This is a genomic window from Legionella sp. W10-070 (assembly GCF_900640175.1).
In the GTDB taxonomy this organism is placed as follows: Bacteria; Pseudomonadota; Gammaproteobacteria; order Legionellales; family Legionellaceae; genus Tatlockia.
The window spans coordinates 1-12,892 of record NZ_CAAAJC010000010.1 but is presented as its reverse complement, the minus strand read 5'-3'; the positions used below and the strand labels follow the sequence as shown (position 1 = coordinate 12,892).

Below are 12,892 nucleotides of genomic sequence, written 5' to 3'. Positions count from 1 at the left end.
ATGGTAAATTCTGCCTTTGTATTTCCTGGCCAGGGTTCGCAGTCTGTAGGCATGCTATCAGAGCTTGCAGAAACCTATCCATTGGTTAGAGACGTCTTCTCTTTGGCTTCAGAAGGGGTCGGTTATGATGTATGGCAACTAACCCAGGAAGGCCCCGAGTCCCGGTTGAATCAAACTGAATATACCCAGGTCGCTATGCTGGCGGCAGATGTGGCTGTATATAAACTCCTGAAAAAATTGGGAATAGCGCAAGCGAAAATGATGGCAGGGCATAGTTTAGGTGAATATGCGGCTCTGGTGTGTGCCGGCGCAATTAACCTTTCTGATGCAGCCCAACTTGTCGCTAAACGCGGTCAATTGATGCAAAGCCACATTCCACTGGGTCAGGGGGCTATGGCAGCAGTTGTCGGATTGGCGGATGAACAGGTTAAGTCAATCTGTGAAAAAGCGAGCACTGCACATGCTCAGGTTACTCCCGCTAATTATAATGCAATAGGACAAATTGTTATAGCAGGGCATTCGGAAGCTGTTGAAGACGCAATTAAGCTTGCTGATGAAGCCGGTGCGCGCATGGCAAAAATTATACCGGTCAGTGTTCCCTGTCATTGTCCATTATTGATGGAAACAGCAGTTGCTTTCGATGAATATCTTCTCGAGGCGAAATTTAAAGTACCGGATGTGGCTGTTATTTCAAATGTCAATTTAGAAATTTATACATCAATCCAACAAATACGTATTTTGCTTAAGGAACAGCTATATAGCCCAGTCCGTTGGGTGGAAACTATTCAACTGATGAGAAAGCATGGAATTCAATACATGGTTGAATGTGGACCAGGCAAAGTGTTAAGCGGCTTAGCTAAGCGAATTGATAAAACGTTATTGACAGTTAATGTTAATGATAATGCCAGCCTGGATCAGGTGTTATCGCAGTTGACAGAAAAATCTTATTGAGGAAAACTTCATATGGCTAACTTAGAAGGTAAAGTTGCGCTGGTTACTGGCGCTAGCAGAGGAATTGGCAAAGCAATAGCGCAAAATTTAGCTCAAAAAGGAGCTTATGTCATTGGTACTGCGACTACTCAAGAGGGTGCTGGAAATATCAGTAACTTCTTCCTTCAAGAGAAATTGACAGGTGAGGGCAAGGTAGTTGATGTGACAAATAAAGAAGGTGTTGATGATTTAATGACTCAACTCTCAGATTTAGGCAAAATACCGTCTATCCTTATTAATAATGCAGGAATTACTTGTGATAATTTACTTCTAAGGATGGATGATGACGAATGGTATAAAGTAATAGAAACCAATCTAAATGCTATATTTCGATTAAGTAAGGCTTGTCTTAAAGCAATGTTTCGAGCACGGTGGGGACGGATTATCAGCATCGGCTCAGTTGTGGGTGCCAGTGGCAACTCAGGACAGGCGAATTATACGGCAGCAAAAGCAGGGGTTGTCGGTTTTACAAAGTCATTAGCACAAGAAATTGGTAGCCGAAACATTACTGTAAATGTGGTCGCTCCTGGTTTTATTGACACAGATATGACGGGTGCCTTACCTGAGATGGTAAGGGAGGAAATGCTCAAGCGCATACCGCTGAGGCGTTTTGGCAAAGTTGAAGACATTGCTGAAACAGTAGCTTTTTTAGCCTCTGACAGCGCAAATTATATTACTGGTGAGACTATTCACGTAAATGGTGGAATGTATATGAATTAAGTAGGTAGGCGCTAAGTTATAATAATGGCTATAATTTAGCTGCCACCTTATAAATAGGCTTGCGTTCTGTGCAGAATTGAATAAACTAGCCTACAGGAATTTTTTTAATCTAAGAGGAAATACAAGTTATGAGTACAGTTGAAGAACGGGTTCGCAAGATTGTTGTTGAACAATTGGGCGTTAAGGAAGAAGAGTTAAAAAATAACGCATCGTTTGTTGATGACTTAGGTGCTGACTCACTTGATACTGTTGAATTGGTAATGGCTCTTGAAGAAGAATTTGAGACAGAAATTCCAGATGAGAAAGCTGAGAAAATCACTACTATTCAAGAAGCAATTGATTATATCGAATCAAATCTAAATAAAGAAGAAGCTTGATAACTTCAAGGAGTTTTCGTTGACTAAGCGGCGTGTTGTTGTTACTGGTATGGGGATGGTTACCCCAGTCGGTCTAAATGTAGAACAAACCTGGCAAAATATCCTGGCGGGTAATAGTGGTGTTGGATTGGTCGAAGGCTTCGATACTACGGATTACCCTACTAAAATTTGGGCTAAGGTTAAGAATTTCCATATAGAAAACCATGTGCCGCTTAAAGACGCTCGGAAAATGGATGTATTCACCCAATATGGCATGGCGGCTGCTGAAGAGGCGCTGGCTGACTCGGGATTAGTGATTGATGAGAAACTCTCCTGTCGGGCTGGCGTTGCTGTCGGTGCAGGGATTGGTGGTATAGAGACGATTACCAATAATCAGGAAAAGTTAATGAATGGTGGCCCTCGTAAGGTGTCACCATTCTTTATTCCTGCTGGAATCATTAATATGGTAGCAGGTCAGATTTCTATTAAACATCAACTTAAGGGTCCTAATATATCAATTGTGACTGCTTGTACTACTGGTACGCATAATATTGGTATGGCAGGCCGGATGATCGCCTATGGCGATGCAGATGTTATGGTCTGTGGAGGCGCAGAGATGACCACTACACCATTATGTCTTGCCGGATTTTCAGCAGTGCGTTCATTATCCAAACGTAATGATGAGCCTGAGAAAGCATCACGCCCATGGGATAAGGATCGCGATGGTTTTGTAATGGGTGAAGGCGCTGGAATTCTGGTTCTTGAAGAATATGAACATGCAAAAGCTCGCGGTGCCACTATTTATGCTGAATTAATCGGTTTTGGAATGTCTGGAGATGCTTATCATATTACGGCGCCAGATGAGGATGCAGATGGAGCTACCCGTGCAATGGCTGCGGCTGTTCATGATGCTGGTTTAAACGTGAATGAGGTTGATTATATCAATGCTCATGGAACCTCGACTTACCTGAACGATTTAAATGAAACCAAAGCTGTTAAACGCCTTTTCAAGAATCATGCTTATGAGTTGGCTGTTAGTTCAACTAAATCCATGACCGGGCATCTACTTGGTGCGGCAGGCGCAGTTGAGGCTATTTTTAGTATCCTTTCCATCAAGGATCAGGTGGCACCACCTACTATTAATCTTGATAATCCAGATGAAGGTTGTGATTTAAATTATGTTGCGCATCAACCGCAAGAACGGCGAATTAATTTCACACTAAGCAATTCACTTGGTTTTGGGGGTACTAACGGAAGTTTACTGTTTAAGCGAGTCTAGATGAGGCGCTTAGGCAGATCAATTTTGTCAGGATGTTTCGCTTTAGTTTTAATTACTTTTTCTATTATTGGATATGAGAGCTATTGTTTACTAACCAGACCAATGGTGACTGCAGGAAGTCAGCCATTTATTGTAGTGATTGATAAAAATACCTCTGCATTCTCATTAGCTCATATTTTAAAGTCTAATAGATTAATCCAATCTGAGCGGTTATTTTTATTTTTAATCAGAGTCCAAGGGTTAGCTTACCGCTTGAAGGCAGGGGTATATGAGATTATGCCTGGTGAGTCTGTGCAAGAATTCATAAACAAAGTGGCCTCTGGCAAGGTTCTCACAAAAGCCTTTCGTATCATTGAGGGTTCAAATTTTAACCAGGTAAAAACAAACCTTAAGAAAGCTCCCCTTTTAAATTATAATCTGGAGGATTGGCAGGCTATTGCCAGTGATTATCCAACGCCGGAAGGGTTGTTGCTTGCGGATACTTATAATTATGATGCGGGCAGTAGCAGTAAGCAATTGTTGTTGCTTGCTAACCAGAAATTACTTGATTATCTTGATCATTGCTGGAAAAACCGCAGCCAAAGATTACCTTACAAGTCACCTTATGAGTTGTTGACTGCAGCTTCTATTCTGGAGAAAGAAACTGCAATCTCTGAAGAGAGGAAAATTATTTCTGGTGTCATTATCAATCGATTAAAGAAAAATATGCCTCTGCAAATGGATCCTACTGTTATTTATGCACTTGGAATAAATTATCACGGTAAGTTAACCCATGCTGATCTTTCAGTCGACTCTCCTTACAATACCTATCGCTATCGAGGATTACCTCCAACCCCTATTGCTATGGTAGGGAAAGAATCGATTGAAGCTGCAGCGCACCCACAAATTAGTGATTATCTTTATTTTGTTGCTAAAGGAGATGGCTCTCATCAGTTTTCAGTAAATTATGAACAACAGAAGCAAGCTATCTCCCGCTACCAGAAAAAGGATATATAATGATGAAACCCGGACGCTTTATTGTGGTTGAGGGGCTTGAGGGAGCAGGTAAATCAACAGCTATAGAAACTATCAGACAGTACCTTAGTCGTTTTGTCCCTGAGCTTGTTTTAACCCGTGAACCGGGAGGAACTCGAATAGGAGAGATAATAAGGCAGCTTATCAAAGAAAGAATAGAGGGTGAAACGCTGGATCCTCGTAGTGAATTATTGTTGCTTTATGCTGCCAGAGTACAATTGGTGGAACAGGCTATTCGTCCTGCTTTACAGAAAGGAGGTTGGGTGCTCGCGGATCGCTTTGAACTATCCACTTTTGCCTATCAGGGTGGCGGCAGGCATCTCGATAAACAAATGATTGCGAATTTATCTTCTTTTTGTTTGCAGGGGTTTCAACCTGACTTAATCTTTTTCCTGGATATAGAGCCCGAAGAAGGGTTGAACAGGGTAAAAAAGAGAGGGGCTTTTGACCGTATGGAAAAAGAGTCCTTGCAGTTTTTTACTGATATTTATGATAGCTATCAGGAATTAATTAAGACTATGGATAATGTAATCTGCATTGATGCCAGCCAACCACTGGATATAGTGCAGGAAACTATCCTTATACAACTCAAAAATTTTACTGCCCAGTATGCAATCGCTTAAAACAATTGAACTATCAGCTGTACATACTAAGTGGTGGGAACGCTTTATCCAGGTTAGTACAAACCAACGTTTACCACATGCTCTTTTATTGGTTGGCTCTTTGCATGTGTCTATCTGCGATTTTGCTTATCGTATGGCTGCTGCAATCCTTTGCCAGGGAAAAATAAAACCTTGTGAGGACTGTAAATCCTGTAGACTACTCAGGTTAAATGAGCATCCTGATTTATTTGTTCTTGAGCCGGAGAAAACAGGTGGATTTATAAAAATTGATCAGGTTCGTGAATTACAAGCTGTTGCTTACACATCCCCCCAATTAAATAATAATCGTGTAATTATTATTAATCCTGCGGAAAAGATGAACTTGGCGTCGGCGAATGCATTATTAAAGCTTTTAGAAGAGCCACCATCTGATGTTATATTTTTATTGGTGGCTGAGCAAATCAGCAGTATTCTGCCGACGATATTAAGTCGATGTCAACAATGGCAGCTTTCTTCAACCGAAGTTTTAGACAGGGGCTACCTGACCATTGGCGAATGTTATCCGAAAGAGAGTGAGCGGGGGAAGATTTTTAGCCAACACATTGATATTATTAACGATTTGTTTCAATTAGCAAGTAATAAAATTTCGATTTGCAGCTTGGCTATAAAATGGGCTGCGTTTGATTTTAATCAACTCATCTGGTTAATTTACCTGATTAATTCTCAGATGATTTATTATCAATTAATTCATTTTAATTACGATAAGGACTCAAGCGAACTGTTATATGAATTATCCCGATATTTTCAGCCGACTGTTCTATTCCATCAAATGGATGAACTGAATTCAATCATCAGAAAGTTAAACCAAAACATCAGTATTAATCAAACACTTGCATTAGAAGCACTACTCATGGGGTATACAAAGTAAATAAACCATCCCTCAAGATGTAGTAGATGCAGCCTTAATGCAATTTTTCTCGACCAAAACGATAAAATTGCTAAAATTATTCACTCACCTTACGTAGCCCACTATGAGTCGAAAAACAGAAAGCAACTCCTGAAATCCAGAAGTTGCTTGATTGATATTGGAGTCACCATAATGCATTTGTAATAAATGCTTATCTCGTTCTCATTAGAATCTCGGCGATACTGTAGTGTCCGGCTGTTGTTCCGATTGCAAAGAGAATAGTTGGGTTAGTATTAATTCAGCTTCTTCACCGATCTTGATCCTAATTTTTTCATTACTCATGATATCAGTAATAATAGCAGGTCGTTTTGTAGCAATATCAATAATATTATCCTCGGTTAAAACGTCACTTAACTCAGAATCGTTTAAAAGAAACAGGGCAGTTTGATTATGCAATTTGGCTAACTCGACTAAAGCAGCATTATAACCAAGGGATTCGGTGAGCTTGTTTGACTGTACTGCTGATTTTAAAATAGCATTTGCCGCCTCCGGATCTCTGTCTGCCAATTCAAGGATGGATGATGAATCTAAATTTGCAATAGTTAAATATGACAGATGAGGGTAGGTTTTAATCAGCTTTATAAGATCTTCCAATCGCAATTTGTTCGCTAACTGTGGTCGTTGCAGGATGGTTTTTGCGACTCCCACATTGGATAATGCAAAATAACATAAATCTTTATTGGTAAAATCACCATCAAAAACTCCTCTTTCGAAAATTGAGCTAACTTGTTCAGGATTTGATTTTACCAACTTTTGCATTTTACCCATCATGCCGGTATATTCAACCGGCGGATTAATGCTCAGATTATTACTATTGCTAACAGGAGGAATCAAAGCATTATTATTGTTATTATTCAAAGAGAGCTGGTCATTATTTTTCCTAGGAAAAAAATTATTATTATTGCTACTGTAGATACCCTTAGCCGAATGCGAAGACAGACTCATTGAACTTGGTTTATTATTTAAAACATTTTTATTAACATTGAAAGCAGATAACATAGATAATGTATTTTGTCTTTGCTTGATTTCTGTAAAAATGATATCAAAAACCTCGGCTTCTTCTTTACTTAAGACGTTAATCGGAATAATTCCTAAAGGGAACACCCTCTCACCTGCTCTTATTGTTTCTTCAAGAGGAATAAGAGGGGGCCCGGAATAAAGATAGATAAAGCAAAATTTGTTGCTTGCGTAGTCTTTGGAGAATTTTCCGAAAAGAATTTTTTGGAGGTCTAATATAAGTTCAATTCGGTGTCTTACGACAATCCCTCCGCTAATATTTTTCATCTGCTGGTCAAAGGCTTCACAATTTTTTTGTAAATTTTCATCGTCCGCATCTAAAAATGCTTGATACCCTGTTGACTTTAACTGCGGTAACAGCTTTTTTATAAAACTCGGGGTCGCAGGATCATGATGCATTTCCATGAAAAATAAGACTGGGAGATTTTTAAGTTCGCGGTCAGTGGATTGCTTTTTTTCTTCTTTCATTACTATATTTCCTCTACTTACTAAAACCATAGTCGCCTTGTTTGAGGCTAATCAAATAGGATGATTTTTTCATCTTTATAGCAAATAGATGCCAAATGCTAAAAATAGTACTAATTTTATACTTTTCTCATCAAAAGTGGTTAAAATACCACTGATAGATGCTTTAAGTAGTGTTCGCTCCCCTGATATTCTTGATTTTTTGAAAATGATAAATATAGGGCAAATTGTATAAATTTAATATATTATTATGCATGTGTTTTATTGGATAGCAATTGTACACATCAAGTGATAAAGAAGACACGACGTTCTGCCAAAGCTTAGCAACTCCGAAGTGAACACAATGGTCCAGAGATAGTTCATAGAACTGGTATGTGGAGAGAGGTGTTTAAGTATTTTTCTCTGTACTACTCCATCTGCTTTAACCTGATCAATCAAGGCTTCTTCCCACCAAAGCATGCGCGTGATAAACCTGCTAGAATTAATTAATGAATAAATTTAAAGCAAGAAAAATTTTGATACAACGAAAGTGTAATCAAGGGTTCCCTTCCGGGAGAGTAACTTCATGAGAAAGAGTTCCAATTATGAGAAAAAATCAAACAGAAATGGTCTTTGGCAGCAGCTTGAAAAACAACGTGAACGACAACAGAAAGCTAAGATTACCAATGCTTATGTGCTTCTTTTTTGTACAGTTAATGGGGAGATACAGATACTTGTTGGACAAAAACAGGTTATTAGTTATGAAGCATTGGCAAGACTTCCGGCGATAAAATATTCCGAGTTACCTTGGGATGCAATAGAAAGTAAAATTTCCTCAAAAGAAATTGTTCTGCAAAAAAATGGGAATGTCTCTGGGCTTGGCAAGCGATTCTCTGGTGCACTATTACCTGCAGGCGGAAAAGCTGCTTTTTTTGGTGGAAGAGTCGAAAAAACGGAATCACCTAAACAAGCAGCAATTAGAGAGTTATGCGAGGAATTAGATATTCCTGCTAATAATTTTAAAATTGAGGAGTCAGACTTAATTGAAATTTACGAAACTCAATGGGGTGGTATTTACTATAGCTTTAATTTAGATGAGCCGAAATACACAGCATTAAAAAAACATTTACTAGATAATATCACTGATTTACAAGAGGAAATCATTAAATTTGAAGCTACAGTAAGTTTATTATCCATTTATGATAAAGAAAATTACCCATTTAATGAAGTGATGAGCAGTTTTCCCGAAATGCATGCAATCAGGTGGATCAAGCTTGAGGATAGTGTAGCTTACTTAGAGAATAATAATGAAGAATATATACGAACCCAAACTGTATTATTCTGTAAATTTCTCAGTGAGCAGTTAGAGATTAAGGATAAAGAGAAAATAGACTCTTTTGCAGAATCAATTGTGCAGCATATGTTAGCTGAGCCAACGGATAGTAATATAGAAGCGGCTAAGGCTCTAAAAGAGAAGCTTAACTTAAATGAATTACAGGATAAATTAGGAGTGGTTGGTAAATAGTTACCACTTTGCTATCACAGCCTTTGATTTACAGTGAAATCCACGCTTACACGCACAAAAGTTATTACAATAAAACCACATCTTCTTAAATTAACAACAAGTGTTAATCGATAGGCTCCAGGGTAAGTTTCTCTTCGTCCTGAGTTGTTAATTGTCAGGTGCGATGAAATCAAATTTAAAAAAGTGAAAGTCAAGACTTTTTATTTGCGATTTTATCTTATAAAGTGGTCTTGGCTGTTCTTTATCCTTTGTTACATCCTGGCAACCCTGTTCGATTTTATTCATTTGCATAAGCATCATAGGCCTTGACTGGTAAGGGTTTTTTTTAATTGACAGAAGTCCACTTAGTCGTTGTCACGAAATATCTGGAGCGTTTTTGACGGATAAAAATTGAAGGAATTTTTTTGATTTTAAATCATTAACAAAGTATCCTAATTTGGAATAATTTTTTAATATTAAATAACCTATAGGATACTGGCGCAGAGGATGAGCTATCGATTAGATATCAAAAAAGAAGTACTCATAAGGTCCAATGACCGGACCATTGCCAGTAAGCAACAATCAGCACTGGATTTTCCCTTATTTTCATCCTTTTCCATTACATTGCATGGTGTTTCTTTCCTTTATTCAGAGTCTTGTTTCATCTCTTTACTCTACTTAAATCCTATGGTGCACGTTTGTGCATTTATTCCCTTATGCCAATCAATTGCTGCTGACTGCATCATCTTTTTACTTAATGGCTCGGTTTTACTTTGCAAGGAGCGTTTATGAAGCATCGTTTATTTCTTTCTATTGCCGCAGCCAGTGTTGTGTTGGGAGGTATGTCCTTTGCGGGCAGCATAGGGCCTGTTATTTCCTCCAAAGACTGTACCTGGGTTGGTTCCATAGCCGCGGGGCCAGTTTGGACAAGAGGCGGGGCGACACAGACGCTTTTTCTGGTTCCAGAAATTGAAAAGACGTATGCGGTGAGAAAATCCACGAATGCTCTGGCTTCTGGAGAGCTGTTTCTTGGTATGCAGAAATCGTGGCCTCCCCAATGGGTGGGGCAATTGGGATTAGTGGTCGCCACCACTGGTAATGCGACGTTTCAGGGCATGATATGGGACGATGGCGACCCTCAATTTGATAATTACCGCTCAATACAAAATACGAAACACTCGTGTAGCGGTCAAAGGAAAGCTTCTGCTTGGGGCGATGCCCTTGGGCAGAGCGGCAGGTCAGACCCTGAATAGCGGATTAACACTCAACCACCTCTCTACGAATGGGGTATTGTTCAATCTTACTTACGTGGTATAAGGATAAAATAATGCAAAGAAAACAAAGATATTTTTTTAGAAATGCGATACTGACCGCCTTTTTCTCCTGCCTGATATTCACAAGTGTACAGGCGGCAAAGCCCTTATGGACGTACTCTACCCCCAATCCTGCCAGTGTTACGGTATCGGACGGCGGGACGGCCACGGTGACCTATCTGGTGACTAATCAGTCCAAAAGACCAAAAAATCTGATATTACAGCAAGTTCGGGGCTTAAGCGCCTCGCCTTGTCCTCTGGCAGGTAAGGGCAGTACTTGCAGTTTGACTTTAACCATCAACGGTAGCCTGATACCAGATCAGGGTCTTCATACGGGCCCGGTGCTTTGCGAACAAGGCAACCCAAATCAATGTTACCAGCCAAATGCGGCTAACAGCTTAAATATTAACAAAGGTGAGGTGCCTCCTGACACGGCAACTCTCAGCATCAACCCTTCAGTTGTTAATATCGAAACAGGTGAAACCAGCAGTACAGTAACGATTAAAAACGAATCGAATACGGTAACTGCCGAGATGCTTGCCTTTACGTCAACGAACGTGAGTCTGCTCAATAACACATGCACCATCCCTTTGCCGCCACAGAACACGTGCTCTTTTCAAGTGGAGTCCACTGTGGTAGGGCAGCATGCCGTCACCGCCCAGGGAATCAATACCAATGTAGTATCGTTGACGGTAAACGTGAGTGCCGTACCTTTGGTGAATATAAGTATCGACGGTCCTGTTCAGCAAAACCGTATTATAGGGGTGAATCCTGCTGCCTCTTTGTCACTGACTATTCGAAATGATGACGCTTCAAATGCGGCAAATGACATTACTGTAAGTAATCATAACGCCTGTCCAAACTTGACGGTAGATGATAGTGACTGTATCAGCGTTGCTCCTGGCGATGCTTGTATCTTGGAATTAAACTCTGCAACGCCGTATGTGCCTTGTGAAATTACGATAAGCGGCAGTAATACTGCTAATAGTCCAACGACGTTGATTGCCTTTCAAACTGGCGGTGGATTGGTGTATGCCATTGATGGCGCAACCCTCAAAGTGGTCGCTGACAGCGATGAAGGTAACTTGCCATGGGATTCAAGTGATGCGTGTGTATTTTTTTTGAATTGCACTGACATTCCAGCTGCAGAGGACCCAAACGATGGTCCGAATAACACCTTCGCCATTATTATGGCATTAACTGGAGAGCCTGGCGTTACAGACACCAACTTTGCTGCTGGTGCTTGCAATGAGAAGGATGGTGGAGTGGAAGGCTGGTACCTTCCTGCAAGAAACGAGCTGACTACAGTCCATGGTGCGCTGTGCTCCAACTTTGCAACTCCCTGTAACTTTGGCGGGTTTACGTCCGCATTCTACTGGAGTTCGTCGCAGCTCACCATCGACGACGCGCAGGGCATTGTCTTCCCGTCGGGTATCTTTAGCGGCGGCGGTAAAGGCGCCGACAATTCTGTCCGTTGTGTCCGGGATTTTTTTTAACTCTTGACCCCTCTATCCTTTTTCTTTTGAGGCAGTGAAGCTGCCTCATGGCGTGGTGATTTGTACACCCCTTAAGAGATCATTGGAGGTCAAGATTTCTCCAGGAAGATAATACACGAAAGAATTTAAACTGGATGCGATTAGTGTGGTAACTGAACAAGGCTACTCTTGTCCCGAAGCGGCAAGAAGTTTGGGTATTAACTCGAACATTTTGATTCGCTGGATTCGAGAGTCAACAGAAGGAAATGAAGCATTCAGGAAAAATGGCAAACTAACGGAAGAGCAACTTGAAATCCATCGTTTACCCTGGCTTTTTCTTCATCATTGTCAATAAGCATTTTTCCAACTGTTTGCTCATTAATGGTTAACGAGATATCAGTAAAGGGTTGTGTGATATGCTGCAACGCGAAGCCTCCCGCTTGGCTTGTGACAAATTGGAGGGCGTTGTCGCAAAAGTGAAATTAAAAAGTGAAAGTCAAGACTGTTTATTTGCGATTTTATCTTATAAAATACTCTTGGCAATTTTTTATTTCCCTTTGTTACATCCTGTGGATAATTTATCCATCCTGACAACCCTGCCCGATTTCATTCATTCGCATAAGCATACAAAGCGTTGACTGGTAAGGGTTCTCCTTGATTAGCAGAAGCCTACTTATCCACAAAAAGTGTGGATAACACTGTGAATACAGTGTTTAATGCATTGAAATTACAAGCAAGAAAGCGTTGCGCAGGGAATGAACTTTCATTTACTTGTCAATCAGCACCCCAAATTGTCCCCTTGTGATATTCAGATCGTAAAAAAATAGTTCCATTATTTTCTTGATTTAAACCGGTGACTTTCATTGCCGATTTCAATGATGTCGCAATGGTGAGTCACTCGGCCCAGCATGACTGTTGTCATTTTTTTATCGACAAACATATACTTTTCAACAACAGGCTTATCATATTATAGGAAGAACGGCACTGGAAAATCGACTCTTTTACGTTTGCTGGTTGGTTTAGATACTCCCGATTCAGGTTCCATCATTTTAAATAAGCACTATCCAGTTGATCCTCTCCCCAAAACCGATCCGGTATTAATTAGAAAAACCGGCACCTAACACCTTCTGTTTGAACTGATTTGGAGTCAAATTGTTCAGTGAGGAATGAGGTCGGAAATCATTATAATCCTGTCGCCATTCTTCAATTTT

General features: G+C 40.2%; 14 protein-coding genes and 2 pseudogenes. 13 read left to right on the top strand and 3 right to left on the bottom strand.

The annotated features are described in order from the left end of the window. The 7 genes from fabD (at position 1) to E1O65_RS05635 (ending at position 5,889) form a co-directional block, all read left to right on the top strand. A complete protein-coding gene (gene fabD, locus E1O65_RS05665) occupies positions 1 to 951 on the top strand; it encodes an ACP S-malonyltransferase (protein WP_133132626.1) in 951 nt (316 codons plus the stop codon). A 12-nt stretch (positions 952 to 963) separates the two neighbouring features. Then, positions 964 to 1,710, top strand: a complete 747-nt coding sequence (gene fabG / locus E1O65_RS05660) for a 3-oxoacyl-ACP reductase FabG (RefSeq protein ID WP_133132625.1) — start codon at positions 964 to 966, stop codon at positions 1,708 to 1,710. A gap of 128 nt (positions 1,711 to 1,838) precedes the next feature. Then, positions 1,839 to 2,087, top strand: coding sequence for an acyl carrier protein (gene acpP, locus E1O65_RS05655; protein WP_058506471.1), 249 nt, complete (start codon positions 1,839 to 1,841; stop codon positions 2,085 to 2,087). Between the two features lie 19 nt (positions 2,088 to 2,106). After that, on the top strand, positions 2,107 to 3,345 hold the full coding sequence (gene fabF, locus E1O65_RS05650; protein ID WP_133132624.1) for a beta-ketoacyl-ACP synthase II: 1,239 nt from the start codon (positions 2,107 to 2,109) through the stop codon (positions 3,343 to 3,345). Continuing rightward, the gene (mltG, locus tag E1O65_RS05645) at positions 3,346 to 4,341 is read left to right on the top strand and encodes an endolytic transglycosylase MltG (protein WP_133132623.1); all 996 of its coding nucleotides are present in this window, start codon (positions 3,346 to 3,348) and stop codon (positions 4,339 to 4,341) included. 2 nt (positions 4,342 to 4,343) lie between these two features. Continuing rightward, positions 4,344 to 4,982, top strand: coding sequence for a dTMP kinase (tmk, locus tag E1O65_RS05640; RefSeq protein ID WP_207384229.1), 639 nt, complete (start codon positions 4,344 to 4,346; stop codon positions 4,980 to 4,982). Beyond that, the gene (locus tag E1O65_RS05635) at positions 4,969 to 5,889 is read left to right on the top strand and encodes a DNA polymerase III subunit delta' (protein WP_133132621.1); all 921 of its coding nucleotides are present in this window, start codon (positions 4,969 to 4,971) and stop codon (positions 5,887 to 5,889) included. The genes tmk and E1O65_RS05635 overlap by 14 nt, the downstream gene beginning before the upstream one ends. A 204-nt stretch (positions 5,890 to 6,093) precedes the next feature. Here the strand turns inward: E1O65_RS05635 and E1O65_RS05630 are convergent, their stop codons facing one another. Then, positions 6,094 to 7,413 carry a hypothetical protein gene (locus E1O65_RS05630; protein ID WP_133132620.1) on the bottom strand — a complete coding sequence of 440 codons (1,320 nt, stop codon included), beginning with the start codon at positions 7,411 to 7,413 and terminating at the stop codon, positions 6,094 to 6,096. Between the two features lie 562 nt (positions 7,414 to 7,975). Between E1O65_RS05630 and E1O65_RS05625 the strand changes: the two genes are divergently transcribed. The 6 genes and pseudogenes from E1O65_RS05625 to E1O65_RS05600 all read left to right on the top strand — a co-directional run bounded on the left by E1O65_RS05625 (position 7,976) and on the right by E1O65_RS05600 (position 12,319). Next, positions 7,976 to 8,914: an NUDIX domain-containing protein gene (locus E1O65_RS05625; protein WP_133132619.1), complete on the top strand. Its 939-nt coding sequence runs from the start codon at positions 7,976 to 7,978 to the stop codon at positions 8,912 to 8,914. 486 nt (positions 8,915 to 9,400) lie between these two features. Continuing rightward, positions 9,401 to 9,685, top strand: coding sequence for a hypothetical protein (locus E1O65_RS05620; RefSeq protein ID WP_133132618.1), 285 nt, complete (start codon positions 9,401 to 9,403; stop codon positions 9,683 to 9,685). Further along, complete coding sequence (locus E1O65_RS05615) at positions 9,682 to 10,146, top strand: hypothetical protein (protein WP_347400067.1); 465 nt, start codon at positions 9,682 to 9,684, stop codon at positions 10,144 to 10,146. Before E1O65_RS05620 ends, E1O65_RS05615 begins: the two co-directional genes overlap by 4 nt. A 242-nt stretch (positions 10,147 to 10,388) precedes the next feature. Further along, positions 10,389 to 11,702 carry a DUF1566 domain-containing protein gene (locus tag E1O65_RS05610; RefSeq protein ID WP_165474911.1) on the top strand — a complete coding sequence of 438 codons (1,314 nt, stop codon included), beginning with the start codon at positions 10,389 to 10,391 and terminating at the stop codon, positions 11,700 to 11,702. 94 nt (positions 11,703 to 11,796) lie between these two features. Beyond that, positions 11,797 to 12,006: pseudogene (locus tag E1O65_RS05605) on the top strand (transposase); the annotation flags it as partial. A 91-nt stretch (positions 12,007 to 12,097) separates the two neighbouring features. Continuing rightward, positions 12,098 to 12,319, top strand: coding sequence for a hypothetical protein (locus tag E1O65_RS05600; RefSeq protein WP_133132616.1), 222 nt, complete (start codon positions 12,098 to 12,100; stop codon positions 12,317 to 12,319). Between the two features lie 194 nt (positions 12,320 to 12,513). Here the strand turns inward: E1O65_RS05600 and E1O65_RS12625 are convergent. Together E1O65_RS12625 and E1O65_RS05585 are read right to left on the bottom strand one after the other, a co-directional pair. After that, positions 12,514 to 12,612, bottom strand: a pseudogene (locus E1O65_RS12625) (ATP-binding protein); the annotation flags it as partial. A gap of 166 nt (positions 12,613 to 12,778) precedes the next feature. Next, positions 12,779 to 12,892: integrase core domain-containing protein (locus E1O65_RS05585; RefSeq protein WP_133132614.1), on the bottom strand; the 114-nt coding region annotated here is incomplete at its 5' end.

What these genes read in the sequence shown, in the direction of transcription:
- E1O65_RS05630 (WP_133132620.1), bottom strand. Translation starts at nt 7,413, where the DNA reads ATGAAAGAAGAAAAAAAGCAATCCACTGACCGCGAACTTAAAAATCTC.
- acpP (WP_058506471.1), top strand. Translation starts at nt 1,839, where the DNA reads ATGAGTACAGTTGAAGAACGGGTTCGCAAGATTGTTGTTGAACAATTG.
- fabG (WP_133132625.1), top strand. Translation starts at nt 964, where the DNA reads ATGGCTAACTTAGAAGGTAAAGTTGCGCTGGTTACTGGCGCTAGCAGA.
- E1O65_RS05620 (WP_133132618.1), top strand. Translation starts at nt 9,401, where the DNA reads ATGAGCTATCGATTAGATATCAAAAAAGAAGTACTCATAAGGTCCAAT.
- E1O65_RS05600 (WP_133132616.1), top strand. Translation starts at nt 12,098, where the DNA reads ATGCTGCAACGCGAAGCCTCCCGCTTGGCTTGTGACAAATTGGAGGGC.
- tmk (WP_207384229.1), top strand. Translation starts at nt 4,344, where the DNA reads ATGAAACCCGGACGCTTTATTGTGGTTGAGGGGCTTGAGGGAGCAGGT.
- E1O65_RS05625 (WP_133132619.1), top strand. Translation starts at nt 7,976, where the DNA reads ATGAGAAAGAGTTCCAATTATGAGAAAAAATCAAACAGAAATGGTCTT.
- E1O65_RS05615 (WP_347400067.1), top strand. Translation starts at nt 9,682, where the DNA reads ATGAAGCATCGTTTATTTCTTTCTATTGCCGCAGCCAGTGTTGTGTTG.
- fabD (WP_133132626.1), top strand. Translation starts at nt 1, where the DNA reads ATGGTAAATTCTGCCTTTGTATTTCCTGGCCAGGGTTCGCAGTCTGTA.
- E1O65_RS05635 (WP_133132621.1), top strand. Translation starts at nt 4,969, where the DNA reads ATGCAATCGCTTAAAACAATTGAACTATCAGCTGTACATACTAAGTGG.
- mltG (WP_133132623.1), top strand. Translation starts at nt 3,346, where the DNA reads ATGAGGCGCTTAGGCAGATCAATTTTGTCAGGATGTTTCGCTTTAGTT.